The organism is Paraburkholderia dipogonis, from assembly GCF_042680985.1.
Lineage (GTDB): Bacteria > Pseudomonadota > Gammaproteobacteria > Burkholderiales > Burkholderiaceae > Paraburkholderia > Paraburkholderia phytofirmans.
This window is the reverse complement of record NZ_JBHUFR010000010.1, coordinates 358,807-370,320: the sequence shown is the minus strand read 5'-3', so window position 1 is coordinate 370,320 and position 11,514 is coordinate 358,807. Positions and strand designations below refer to the sequence as shown.

The window sequence follows — 11,514 nt, the reverse complement described above, 5'->3', positions numbered from 1 at the left end:
CGCTTCGTTATCAGGTGAAGAAACGCCGCCCACGGTTCACGGGGCGGCGTTTCTATTTCGGCGTGCGCTTGACGAGGCTAGCGTCAGGTGAGATGCGTCTGCCCGCACACCGGGCAATCCGGTTGGCGCGCGATGCGCATGGTGGTCCACTCCATCCGCAGCGAATCGAGCATCATCAGGCGGCCGAGCAGCGGCGTGCCGATTGCGCCGATCACCTTGAGCGCTTCGGCAGCCTGCATCGAACCGATGATGCCGACCGTCGGCGCGAACACGCCCATAGTCGAACATGCGACTTCCTCGAACGGCTGGTCTTCGGGAAACACGCATGCGTAGCAAGGCGACGCTTCATCGCGGAAATCAAAGGTGCTGATCTGGCCGTCGAAGCGCAACGCCGCGCCCGACACCAGCGGCACGCCGTGCTTCACGCAGGCGCGGTTGATCGCATGGCGCGTGGCAAAGTTATCGGTGCAATCGAGCACGACGCTCGCGCCTGGCACGTGCGTGTCGAGCCACGCGTCGTCGACGCGCTCGGCCACAGCGTTCACCACGACCTCGGGATTGATCCGCGCAATCGCGTCGCGCCCGGACTCGACCTTCTTGCGTCCGACCGATGCGGTCACATGCAGGATTTGCCGCTGCAGATTGGTCAGGTCGACCGTATCCGCATCGACCAGCGTCAAACGGCCGACGCCCGCCGCCGCCAGATACATCGCCGCGGGCGAACCCAGGCCGCCCGCGCCGACGACGATCGCATGCGCGTCGAGAAAGCGCTGCTGCGCCTCGATACCGATTTCATCGACGAGGATGTGGCGGGAATAGCGAAGGAGTTGATCGTCGTTCATGGCGGGGCGCGTGTAGGTATCGCGCGATGTGATGCAGGACCGATGAGCCTGCCGTGCGCGTTGTGGATATTTTAATCGCGCCGGGAGCGGGTGTTCTTGCTGATGCTGGGTATGACAGCGTGTCTTCGCAGCATGCTTCGCTGCGAAGACACGTCAGGCTTGCTGCTTAGTTGCTTTGCGAAGCAGGCGCCGATGCGCCCGGCACCGGTTGCGTCGGTTTCACCGCGACCGGCGCGGACGCCGATGTGGCCGGCTTGTTTTGCGCGAGGCGACGCTCGGTCAGCGACTTCGATTCCTGCACCGGCTTGCCTTCCAGCTTGTTCAACGCCTGTTGCAGCATGAAGTCGTCGGCCGAACCGAATTCCACCGGCTTGCGCTCACGATCCTTCTGACGCTGTTCCGGCGTCTTCTTATCGTTCTGCTCTTCAAGCTGGCGCAACTGGTCCATGCGTTCCTGTTCGCGCTGTTCCGCTTCCTTCTTCTCGTTCGGGTCTTGCGTGTTCGCAAGGTGATTCGTGTAGTCGACTTCGCGGGTGACGAGTGCGTCGTCCGGATCGCCTTCCGCGTATTGATCGACCGCAACGTCAGGACGGATGCCCTTGTTCTGGATCGACCGGCCGCTCGGCGTGTAGTAGTACGCCGTGGTCAGACGCAGTGCCGTGTCCGCAGTCATGGGGCGAACCGTTTGCACCGAACCCTTGCCGAAGGTGGTCTTGCCGACGATCAGCGCACGATGCTGATCCTGCAGCGCGCCCGCGACGATTTCCGACGCCGACGCGGAGTACGCGTTGGTCAGCACGATCATCGGCACGGTCTTGAAGATCGGCGCTTCGTCCTTCAGCGGATCGCTGTCGAAGGATTGCAGGCGGTAGTTGTCGTAAGTGTCGCGATAGACCTGCTTCGAATCCGGAATCTGGCCGTTGGTGGAGACCACAACCGAATTCGGCGGCAGGAATGCGCCGGCCACGCCGACCGCGCTTTGCAGCAGGCCGCCGCCGTTGTTGCGCAAGTCGAGCACGAGGCCCTTCAGATTCGGCTGCTGACGCGCGATGTCTTGCAGCTTGGCTGCGAGATCAGGCGTGGTGCGTTCCTGGAAGCTGGTGATCCGCACATAGGCGTAGCCCGGCGCGAGGATCTTCATCTTGACCGACTGGACCTTGATGATCGCGCGCGTAACCGTGAGCGGGAACGTGCGGTCGTCGGTCTTGCGGAAGATGGTGAGCGTGACCTTGGTGCCCGGGTCGCCGCGCATCTGCTTGACCGCCTGGTCGAGCGTCATGCCGCGCACGGGTTTGTCGTTGATACGCGTGATCAGGTCGCCCGGACGAATGCCGGCGCGGAACGCGGGCGTGTCCTCGATTGGCGAAATCACCTTGATCAGGCCGTCTTCAGAAGAAATTTCGATGCCGAGGCCGGCGAAGCGACCCTTGGTCTGCTCCTGCAGTTCCTCGTAATCGGTCTTGTCGAGATACGACGAGTGCGGGTCGAGACTCGACACCATGCCCTTGATGGCGGCGGTGAGAAGCTTTTTATCGTCGACCGGTTCGACGTATTCGTGCTTGATTTGCCCGAAGACTTCGGCAAAGAGCCTGAGTTGGTCCAGCGGCAGCGGAGCCACAGCGTTCGACGCTGCGCTGGCGGGTTGCTGGGCTGAAGCCGAGAGTTGCAGGGTGGCAAATACGCCGGTAGCAAGGCCCGCGGCAATCAGGCCGATATTTTTCAGGTTCTTTCGCATAGAGTCTGTTGCGGTCGGAAGCGCGTGGCAGCGTCGATAGAGATGGGGACGGACAAGTATAACTGCACACCCGCCAAGTCAGGGCGCGGCGCAGGCAATCGTGATTCGACAGCAGGCGCCGGGCCTGGTTCGTTGGATTGCGCGCACAGCGACGAAGTAATGTGCCGTAACGGACGGATGGCGGCCAGAACGGCGCGCGAATGAAGCGAGCCGCGCTGACCGGTACATCCTGCCGGTCAGCGCGGCCCGTGGGCCGACATGGCGTCGCATTTCTGACGGCAGCATGGCGGCAACATGGCAGATCAGCCAGCCTTGCCTTGCTTGGCAACAGCGGCCTGTGCCTTGGCGATCGCTTCCTGGTCGCCCAGATAGTAGTGCTTGATGGGCTTCAGGTCTTCGTCGAGTTCATAGACGAGCGGCACGCCGTTCGGAATATTCAGGCCGACGATGTCGTCGTCCGAAATATTGTCGAGGTACTTCACCAGCGCGCGGATCGAGTTGCCGTGGGCGGCGATCACGACCTTGCGGCCCGACTTGATGGCCGGCGCGATCGACTCGTTCCACAGGGGCAGAACGCGCGCGACCGTGTCTTTCAGGCACTCGGTCAGCGGCAGTTGCTCGCGCGGCACCTTGGCGTAACGCGGATCGTTATAGGGCGCGCGGTCGTCCGTCGGCTCCAGCGCCGGCGGCGGCGTGTCGTAGCTGCGGCGCCAGACCAGCACCTGTTCGTCGCCGAACTTGGCGGCGGTTTCCGCCTTGTTCAGACCCGACAACGCGCCGTAGTGGCGTTCGTTCAGACGCCACGAATGCACCACCGGCAGGTACATCAGATCCATTTTGTCCTGCACGTGCCACAAGGTGCGGATCGCGCGCTTGAGCACCGACGTGTAGGCGATGTCGAACGTGTAGCCCGATTCCTTCAGCAGCACGCCGGCTTGCTGGGCTTCGTTGTTGCCCTGCTCGGTGAGGTCGACGTCGACCCAGCCCGTGAAGCGGTTTTCCTTGTTCCACGTCGATTCGCCGTGGCGGATGAGAACGAGTTTGTACATGAGATTGCCGGTCGGTAGTGAGGAAGCGGTCAAGCGCTGCGCGGGGTCCTCTGAAGGAGCGCCGCCATCGCGTCAGACGGTTATTTTATAATGGCTGGATTGCCCTTTTCGATTTCTCTCTTTTTCGGCGGATTTTCCGTGAAGTTTTTCACTGATTACACAAACCTTGTACTGATCGCGATCGTCCTCATCTCCGGTGGGTTGCTGCTGTGGCCGACGATCAGCCGGCGCGGCCGTGGCGGCCTGTCGGCCGCTGAAGCCACGCAACTGATCAACCGGCGCAATGCGGCGGTCATCGATCTGCGTCCGTCCGCCGACTACGCCAAAGGGCATTTGCCCGCGGCACGGCACCTTGAATTTGCAGAGTTGCAGGCGAAGGTCGCGCAACTGGTGAAGAACAAGAGCAACCCGGTGCTGCTGGTATGCCAGACCGGCCAGCAGTCGAACAAGGCAGCGCGTATCGTGCAGGATGCAGGTTACGCGGAAGTCCATGTTCTCGAAGGCGGTGTCGACGCCTGGCAGAAAGCCGGTATGCCGGTTGTGAAACAAGGAGCAGCCAAGTGAACAAAGTGATCATGTACAGCACCCAGGTGTGCCCGTATTGCCAGATGGCCGAACGTCTTTTAAAGTCGCGCGGCGTCGAGCACGTTGAAAAGGTACTGATCGACAAAGACCCGGCCCGTCGTGAGGAAATGATGACCCGGACCGGTCGCCGCACGGTGCCGCAAGTGTTCATCGGCGAGACGCATGTGGGCGGGTACGATGACCTTTCCGCGCTCGATCGCGCGGGCGGTTTGATGCCGCTGCTCGAAGCAACCGCCTGAATTCGCGCGCCCACGGGCGCATGAAGGCGGGTGAACCACAAGCCGGCGCGTCCCCGCCCCATCAGGTCGGGCGGCGCGCCGCAACGATCTGGCGGGCCATGCAGGCATGGGCCGCCGCCATGCATACCTATCAGGGAATCACTTCATCATGTCCGACGAGAATAACCAGCCGTTCTTCAACATCCAGCGCATCTATCTGAAGGACATGTCGCTCGAGCAGCCGAATTCGCCGGGCATCTTCCTCGAGCAGGAAATGCCCTCGGTCGAAGTCGAAGTCGACGTGAAGGCCGAGCGCCTCGCCGACACCGTGTTCGAAATCCTCGTCACGGGCACGGTCACGGCCAAGGTGTCGGACAAGGTGGCGTTCCTGATCGAAGCCAAGCAAGCCGGCATTTTCGACATCCGCAACATCCCGGCTGAGCAGATCGACCCGCTGGTCGGCATTGCCTGCCCGACCATCCTGTTCCCGTACCTGCGCTCGAACATCGCCGACGCGATCACCCGCGCCGGTTTCCCGCCGATCCACCTCGCCGAGATCAACTTCCAGGCGCTGTACGAGCAACGTCTCGCGCAGATGGGTGGCCAGGACGGCGCGGCGCAGAACGGCGTCACGCACTAAAGTGCCGCAGGCAGTGTCGGCTATGAAGGTTGCTGTCCTCGGCGCCGGCGCATGGGGCACAGCCCTCGCCGGCCATCTGGCTGTTAAGCACGACACGTTGTTGTGGGCGCGCGAAAGCGCGCTCGTTGCCGATCTCTCCGCTTCGCACGAAAACGCCCGCTATCTGGCGGGCGTTGCCTTGCCAGCTTCGCTTCGCTATGAAGCCGACCTCGCCGCAGGGCTCGACCACGCGCTCGCCGACAACGCGTTATGCGTCGTGGCGACGCCCGTGGCCGGACTGCGCGGTCTGTTTCAGGCGATGCGCGACGCGGGGAAAGTGCCGGCGCATGTGGTGTGGTTGTGCAAAGGTTTCGAAGCCGATTCGCAGTTGATGCCGCATCAGGTAGTCGCGGCCGAACTGCCGGAACACAAGAGCAACGGTGTGCTCTCGGGTCCGAGCTTCGCGCGCGAAGTCGGGCAGGGCTTGCCGGTTGCGCTGACGATCGCGAGCGCGTCGGCGGCGTGCCGCGAGCGCACGGTCGCCGCGTTTCATCACGGCGCCATGCGCATCTATACCGGCGACGACGTCGTGGGCGTGGAAGTGGGCGGTGCGGTGAAAAACGTGCTCGCCATTGCAACGGGCATCGCCGACGGCCTCGGCCTCGGGCTGAATGCACGCGCGGCGCTGATCACGCGCGGTCTCGCTGAAATGTCGCGCCTCGGCGTGACGCTTGGCGGACGCGCGGAAACGTTCACCGGTTTGACCGGCCTGGGCGATCTGATCCTGACCGCAACCGGCGATCTGTCGCGCAATCGCACGGTGGGCGTGCAGCTCGCCGCGGGCCGCACGCTCGACGATATTCTCGGCGCCCTTGGTCACGTGGCCGAAGGCGTGCGTTGCGCGCAAGCCGTGCTCGCCATCGCTCGCGCGCATGCCATCGAGATGCCGATCACACAAGCGGTCTGCGCCGTGCTATTCGACGGCGTGGCCCCGCGCGACGCCGTCAGCGCCCTGCTGCGGCGCGACTCCAAAGCTGAATAAGCTTTTCTTTCAGCCGTTTGGCGCGCAAAGCGCTGAACGGCTGCTCCCTCTCGCTGTCCACGTTTTATCGACGCTTCGGATCAGCGAGGTCCTCATGCTCAGATTCAATCGTTGCACGCTGGAAGCACGCGTGGTCGACATCACCACGCTCGCCGTGGATGCGATCGTCAACGCCGCGAACACGTCTTTGTTGGGCGGAGGCGGCGTGGACGGCGCGATTCATCGCGCGGCCGGCAAGGAGCTGGTGCGCGAGTGCGAGACGCTCGGCGGCTGCGCGACCGGCGACGCGAAGCTGACCGCCGGCTATCGCTTGCCGGCCAAACACGTGATTCACGCAGTGGGCCCGGTCTGGCGTGGCGGGGCGCATGGCGAGGCCGACTTGCTGGCCTCCTGCTATCAGCGCTCGCTCGAGGTGGCGCGCGAAGCGCAGTGCAAGAGCATTGCGTTTCCCGCGATCAGTTGCGGCATCTACCACTTTCCCGCTGACGAGGCTGTGCGAATCGCGGTCGGCACGGTGCTGGACACATTGCCGCGCACGCCGCAAATCGAACAACTGGTGTTCGCCTGTTTCGACGACGCCATGTTCGCGCGCTACGAAGCCGAATTGAAACGCCGTCAGGCGCCGCCTTCGAAACCGGTCTGACGCCACGCTTCGAACACCACGATCGCCACGGTATTCGACAGATTCAGGCTGCGGTTGCCCGGACGCATGGGCAGGCGCACGCGTTGCTGGTTGTCGAACTGGTCGAGCACCGAGTCGGGCAGGCCGCGCGTTTCGGCGCCGAACACGAACCAGTCGCCCGATTGAAACGCGTGCTCGTGAAAGCGGCCCGAGCCGCGCGTGGTGAAGGCGAACATGCGCGCCGGATCCGGCGACTCCCTGGCGATGAACGCTGCCCAATCGGCATGCACGTTCATTTGCGCGTACTCGTGATAGTCGAGGCCCGCGCGGCGCAACTTGGCGTCGTCGAGCGGAAAGCCGAGCGGTTCGATCAGATGCAGCCGTGCGCCAGTGTTGGCGCATAGGCGAATCACGTTGCCGGTGTTCGGCGGGATTTCCGGTTCGACGAGGACGACATTGAACATGGTGAGCTCAGGTGGAGACTAGTTTTTCGGTGTGCGCAGCGCGACGAAGTTGGTGACCCGCCGCGCACCCGCCGCCTTCAGCGCGCGCGCCAAGGCTTCGAGCGTGGCGCCGGTCGTCATCACATCGTCGACGATGCCGACGTGCAAGCCTTGGACAGATCCGGCGACCTTGAAGGCGCGACCTACATTCAGGCGGCGCGCATCGAGATCGAGTCGCGACTGCGGCGCGGTGTGAATTACGCGATCCAGCAGGGTTGCGTCGCTGCGTAATTTCAGCGCGCGGGCCAGCGGCCTGGCGATCTGCCACGCCTGGTTGTAACCGCGCTCGGTGAGTCGTTTTCCGGCAAGCGGCACGGGCGCGATCACGTCCGGCCATTCGACGCAGTCCTGCCAGGAATCCTGTGCAAGACGCGCGAGCCGCTGTGCGAACTCGCGCGCGAGCATCAGGCGGGCGCGAAATTTCAGGCCGACCGCGAGCGTGTCGAGCGGGGCCCGGTAGTCGGCGAGAGCGAAGGTCGCGTCGAATGGTGGCGGCTCGCCGATGCAATCCGCGCAGCGATATTGCCCATGCGCCGCCCAGCGCGAACTAGACAGCGGCACCGCGCAGACGGTGCAGCGCATGCGGCTTTCGTTCCAGTAGGCAGCGTCGCAACCGGCGCACAGCGTCGTATGCGACAAATTGCCGCATAACGCGCAAAGGTTAGGCAGCGCGGCGTGCATCGCGCGCGGCCAGGCCGAATGCAAGCCGCTCGCGAAACGCGCGAATCTGCCGCCGGAAAATGGTGAAATGGGTCGGAATGGCACGATGGGACCGCCCGCGAAGGCCTTTCACGCTGAATGGAAAGAAGCGAGCGAGTATACTTCCTGCTCCACGCCAGCACGACACCCATGTCTCCAACTTCCGCTCAAACAGGCCGTCCGGCCTATGATTCCCGGCGCCTCCGGCGGATCTTCGACCGTCGCGCCGCGACTTTCGACGACGTCGCGTTCCTGCCGCGCGAGATTGCGCAACGTATGCGCGAGCGTCTCGACTTCATCAAGGTCACGCCGGCGAGTGTGCTCGACGCCGGCTGCGGCGCGGGCGAAGACATTCCCACTCTGCGCGAGCGCTTTCCCGAAGCGCCGGTATTCGGCTCCGACCTGTCGCACGGCATGCTCACGCGCGCGCTGCAGCACGATTCCGGCGACACGAGCTGGCGGCGCTTTCTGCCGGCATCGCTCGGCAAGGCGCTCGGCGCCCGCGGTCCCCGCTTCGCGCAAGCCGACTTTTCGGCGCTGCCGTTCGCGGCCGGCGCCTTCGAATTCATCTGGTCCAATCTGGCGCTCCATTGGCACTCGCGGCCCGATCTCGTGTTTCCCGAATGGCAGCGCGTGCTGAAAGTCAACGGCCTGCTGATGTTCAGCACGCTTGGCCCTGACTCGCTCAAGGAATTGCGCGGCGCCTACGCCGAAGTCGAGGCCGCGCACGGCGTCGCATCGTGCAAGCATGTGATCGACTTCGTCGACATGCACGATCTCGGCGACATGCTGGTGGAAAGCGGCTTCGAGATTCCCGTCATGGACCAGGAAGTCCTCACCATTACCTATAAGTCGCCGCAGTCTCTGCTCGCCGACGTGCGCCGCTGGGGCGCGTATCCGTTCGAGCGCGAAGCGTCGTCGGGCGCCGCCGCGCGCCGGCTGCACAAGGCTTTGCTCGCGGCGCTCGAAGCCCGCCGGCGCGCCGACGGCACGATCGCGCTGACCTTCGAAGTCATCTACGGGCACGCATGGAAAGCCGTGCCGCGCACCACGGCAGAAGGACACGGCATCGTGCGAATCGAGGACATCGGAAGAGGTTCGTCGAGGAATCGGTGAGGATTTGCCGAGGCGGTAAAGACGACATCTGTTATGTCTGAAATTACCGCTTCAAAAGACGCGCAAAAGGTGCGTCAAAACGGCGCGGAGGCTTGTCGCGCCTGGCTTGTGGGCCAATTGAGGCTTGCTTGTGGATGCTATGGATCACGCCTATAATGCGTCAGTTTGTCGCCCGGAGTTCCCACATTTGGGGCGAGAGGCCCGAGGCACAGGGCAGCAAGATAAGATAGCGCGGCGGTGATCGAACGGCCGGAATAATGGTCGCGAAGATTGACCGCTGGCGGCGATTGGAGACAATCGGCGGGAGGCAGCGATGGAAGCATCAGATCTGCTGGCGGATTCAGAACCGGTTCTGAAAGACTGGACGATGAAACGCAACTGTTCGATATCGCCGCGGCAGTTCGTGTATTTCTACGTGTCGCTTGCGTTGTTCTCGTTGGCAATTGCTTTCATGCTGGTTCTGGTCGGCGCCTGGCTGGTGTTGCCGTTCACCGGTATCGAATTGCTGGCGGTGGGCATCGCGTTTGCCATATATGCGCGTCATGCTGTGGATTACGAGCGCATCCGGTTGTTTCAAAACCGGCTCGTCATCGAGCAGGTCAGCGCCGAGCAGCTCACGCAGTTCGAGTTCAATCCGCGCTGGGTGCGGATCGAGGCGGGCGCAACACCGCGTGACCGGATCAAACTGGTCTCACGTGGGCAGACGATCATGATCGGGCAACATCTCGCGCAGTATCGGCGCGCGCAGTTCGCAGGCGAACTGCGCATGTGGCTCACGCGTTGTTAGACGTGTGAAGCCGCACGGCGTTCACGGGGAGCGCGAGGCAACCTGCCAGCGGGGTCGAGGGTTTGAATGGAAAATTTGGGTAAGGAAGCTATGAAAACAATCAAGCGAGCCCTCATGGGCGTGCTGGCGATGAGCGGACTGCTTTTCGCCGGTGCGGCCCTGGCAGTGGGCGATGTTCCGGGCGGCCCTGCCGTCAACGAGATCAATCTCCAGCCGCCTGCGAGCAAGATCGCTGAGGAGCTTTTCAGCCTCCACATGTTCATGCTGGTTCTTTGCCTGGTCATCTTCGTCGGCGTGTTCGGCGTGATGTTCTATTCGATCTTTGCTCACCGCAAATCGAAAGGCCACAAAGCTTCCAACTTCCACGAAAGCACTACCGTCGAAATCATCTGGACGATCGTGCCGTTCATCATCGTCGTGCTGATGGCGTTGCCCGCCACCAAGACGGTGGTCGCGATGAAAGACACCACGAACGCCGACGTCACCATCAAGGTCACCGGCTACCAGTGGAAATGGGGCTACGACTATGTGAAGGGCCCGGGCGAGGGCATCAACTTCCTGTCCACACTGGCTACGCCGCGCGCCGAGACCGATGGCCGCGAGCCGATTTCGACCACGTATTTGCAGGAAGTCGACAATCCGCTGGTCGTCCCGGTCGACAAGAAAATCCGCATCATCACCACCGCGAACGACGTGGTCCACTCCTGGTACGTGCCGGCTTTCGGCGTGAAGCAGGACGCGATTCCGGGTTTCGTGCGCGACACGTGGTTCAAGGCTGACAAGGTCGGCACGTTCCGCGGCTTCTGTACCGAGCTGTGCGGCAAGGAACACGCGTTCATGCCGGTGGTGGTCGAAGTACTGTCCGCCGACGACTACGCGAAGTGGGTCGACACGCAGAAGAAGAAAATGGCCGCCGGCCAGGACGATCCGAACAAGACCTACACGATGGCCGAGTTGATGGAGCGCGGCGGCAAGGTCTACGCGTCGAACTGCGCGGTCTGCCACCAGCCGACCGGCAAGGGCGCGGGCGCATTTCCGGCGCTCGACGGCAGCAAGATCGCCAACGGCGCGATCGCCGAGCACGTCAGCCTGGTGTTGAAGGGCAAGGGCGCGATGCCTTCGTGGGCGCCTACGCTGAACGACGTCGAGATCGCTTCGGTGATCACGTACGAACGTAACTCGTGGGGCAACCACACCGGCGACATTCTCCAGCCGAAGCAAGTGGCCGACGCCCGCAACGGCAAGCTGCCGGAAGGCGGCAATCACCTGGCCGACGCAGGCGCGGCGGCATCCGGCGCCGCGGGCGCGGAAGCGGCAACAGCGTCGGCGCCGGCAGCAGCCGGTTCGGACAGCGCGGCAACGCAAGCGGCACTGCCGGCCAGCATCTACTTCGACACCGGCAAGAGCACGCTGCCGGCCGACGCGAAAGCGGCAGTCGACGCAGCCGCGGCCTACGCAAAAGCACATCCGGACGCGAAATTCGCGCTGTCGGGCTTCACCGACGCCACCGGCTCCGCCGACCTCAACGCGAAGCTCGCGAAGAGCCGCGCCGAAGCCGTGCGCGACGCGTTGAAAGCAGCCGGCATCGCCGAAGACCATATCATTTTGAAAAAGCCGGAAACGATCACGGGCGGCAGCGACGCGAAAGAAGCCCGTCGTGTTCAGATCAGCGCGGCTGCAAGCCCGGCTGCCTGACG

Annotated in this window: 13 protein-coding genes; 8 read left to right on the top strand and 5 right to left on the bottom strand. The window is 63.4% G+C overall.

The window, feature by feature from the left end:
* Positions 1–83: 83 nt before the first annotated feature.
* The 3 genes from ACFSNN_RS14175 to gpmA all read right to left on the bottom strand — a co-directional run bounded on the left by ACFSNN_RS14175 (position 84) and on the right by gpmA (position 3,626).
* On the bottom strand, positions 84–842 hold the full coding sequence (locus ACFSNN_RS14175; protein ID WP_134457229.1) for a HesA/MoeB/ThiF family protein: 759 nt from the start codon (positions 840–842) through the stop codon (positions 84–86).
* Positions 843–1,008: 166 nt separating this feature from the next.
* The gene (locus ACFSNN_RS14170) at positions 1,009–2,577 is read right to left on the bottom strand and encodes a S41 family peptidase (protein WP_134457228.1); all 1,569 of its coding nucleotides are present in this window, start codon (positions 2,575–2,577) and stop codon (positions 1,009–1,011) included.
* A 302-nt stretch (positions 2,578–2,879) separates the two neighbouring features.
* The gene (gpmA, locus tag ACFSNN_RS14165) at positions 2,880–3,626 is read right to left on the bottom strand and encodes a 2,3-diphosphoglycerate-dependent phosphoglycerate mutase (protein WP_012431600.1); all 747 of its coding nucleotides are present in this window, start codon (positions 3,624–3,626) and stop codon (positions 2,880–2,882) included.
* 138 nt (positions 3,627–3,764) lie between these two features.
* Here gpmA and ACFSNN_RS14160 point away from each other — a divergent pair, with 138 nt between their 5' ends.
* The 5 genes from ACFSNN_RS14160 (at position 3,765) to ACFSNN_RS14140 (ending at position 6,733) form a co-directional block, all read left to right on the top strand.
* A complete protein-coding gene (locus tag ACFSNN_RS14160; RefSeq protein WP_012431601.1) occupies positions 3,765–4,190 on the top strand; it encodes a rhodanese-like domain-containing protein in 426 nt (141 codons plus the stop codon).
* A complete protein-coding gene (gene grxC, locus ACFSNN_RS14155; RefSeq protein WP_007179466.1) occupies positions 4,187–4,450 on the top strand; it encodes a glutaredoxin 3 in 264 nt (87 codons plus the stop codon). Before ACFSNN_RS14160 ends, grxC begins: the two co-directional genes overlap by 4 nt.
* 148 nt (positions 4,451–4,598) lie before the next feature.
* A complete protein-coding gene (gene secB / locus ACFSNN_RS14150) occupies positions 4,599–5,069 on the top strand; it encodes a protein-export chaperone SecB (protein WP_007179465.1) in 471 nt (156 codons plus the stop codon).
* 22 nt (positions 5,070–5,091) lie between these two features.
* Positions 5,092–6,090, top strand: a complete 999-nt coding sequence (locus ACFSNN_RS14145; RefSeq protein ID WP_134457227.1) for an NAD(P)H-dependent glycerol-3-phosphate dehydrogenase — start codon at positions 5,092–5,094, stop codon at positions 6,088–6,090.
* Positions 6,091–6,184: 94 nt separating this feature from the next.
* Positions 6,185–6,733: an O-acetyl-ADP-ribose deacetylase gene (locus ACFSNN_RS14140; RefSeq protein WP_134457226.1), complete on the top strand. Its 549-nt coding sequence runs from the start codon at positions 6,185–6,187 to the stop codon at positions 6,731–6,733.
* Here ACFSNN_RS14140 and trmL read toward each other — a convergent pair.
* Both trmL and ACFSNN_RS14130 read right to left on the bottom strand, forming a co-directional pair.
* A complete protein-coding gene (gene trmL, locus ACFSNN_RS14135) occupies positions 6,706–7,176 on the bottom strand; it encodes a tRNA (uridine(34)/cytosine(34)/5-carboxymethylaminomethyluridine(34)-2'-O)-methyltransferase TrmL (RefSeq protein WP_134457225.1) in 471 nt (156 codons plus the stop codon). The genes ACFSNN_RS14140 and trmL overlap by 28 nt on opposite strands.
* Positions 7,177–7,194: 18 nt before the next feature.
* Positions 7,195–7,896, bottom strand: coding sequence for a ComF family protein (locus ACFSNN_RS14130; RefSeq protein ID WP_134459026.1), 702 nt, complete (start codon positions 7,894–7,896; stop codon positions 7,195–7,197).
* A 168-nt stretch (positions 7,897–8,064) separates the two neighbouring features.
* On the opposite strand from ACFSNN_RS14130, the gene ACFSNN_RS14125 reads away from it, so the two are divergent.
* The 3 genes from ACFSNN_RS14125 (at position 8,065) to coxB (ending at position 11,512) form a co-directional block, all read left to right on the top strand.
* On the top strand, positions 8,065–9,030 hold the full coding sequence (locus ACFSNN_RS14125) for a methyltransferase domain-containing protein (RefSeq protein ID WP_134457224.1): 966 nt from the start codon (positions 8,065–8,067) through the stop codon (positions 9,028–9,030).
* A 313-nt stretch (positions 9,031–9,343) separates the two neighbouring features.
* On the top strand, positions 9,344–9,817 hold the full coding sequence (locus tag ACFSNN_RS14120) for a DUF2244 domain-containing protein (RefSeq protein ID WP_012431607.1): 474 nt from the start codon (positions 9,344–9,346) through the stop codon (positions 9,815–9,817).
* A 66-nt stretch (positions 9,818–9,883) separates the two neighbouring features.
* A complete protein-coding gene (gene coxB / locus ACFSNN_RS14115; protein WP_134457223.1) occupies positions 9,884–11,512 on the top strand; it encodes a cytochrome c oxidase subunit II in 1,629 nt (542 codons plus the stop codon).
* Positions 11,513–11,514 lie beyond the last annotated feature (2 nt).

Coding starts and splice junctions, on each gene's coding strand:
- ACFSNN_RS14175 (WP_134457229.1), bottom strand. CDS start 842: ATGAACGACGATCAACTCCTTCGCTATTCCCGCCACATCCTCGTCGAT.
- ACFSNN_RS14170 (WP_134457228.1), bottom strand. CDS start 2,577: ATGCGAAAGAACCTGAAAAATATCGGCCTGATTGCCGCGGGCCTTGCT.
- gpmA (WP_012431600.1), bottom strand. CDS start 3,626: ATGTACAAACTCGTTCTCATCCGCCACGGCGAATCGACGTGGAACAAG.
- secB (WP_007179465.1), top strand. CDS start 4,599: ATGTCCGACGAGAATAACCAGCCGTTCTTCAACATCCAGCGCATCTAT.
- ACFSNN_RS14145 (WP_134457227.1), top strand. CDS start 5,092: ATGAAGGTTGCTGTCCTCGGCGCCGGCGCATGGGGCACAGCCCTCGCC.
- ACFSNN_RS14140 (WP_134457226.1), top strand. CDS start 6,185: ATGCTCAGATTCAATCGTTGCACGCTGGAAGCACGCGTGGTCGACATC.
- trmL (WP_134457225.1), bottom strand. CDS start 7,176: ATGTTCAATGTCGTCCTCGTCGAACCGGAAATCCCGCCGAACACCGGC.
- ACFSNN_RS14130 (WP_134459026.1), bottom strand. CDS start 7,896: ATGCACGCCGCGCTGCCTAACCTTTGCGCGTTATGCGGCAATTTGTCG.
- ACFSNN_RS14125 (WP_134457224.1), top strand. CDS start 8,065: ATGTCTCCAACTTCCGCTCAAACAGGCCGTCCGGCCTATGATTCCCGG.
- ACFSNN_RS14120 (WP_012431607.1), top strand. CDS start 9,344: ATGGAAGCATCAGATCTGCTGGCGGATTCAGAACCGGTTCTGAAAGAC.
- coxB (WP_134457223.1), top strand. CDS start 9,884: ATGGAAAATTTGGGTAAGGAAGCTATGAAAACAATCAAGCGAGCCCTC.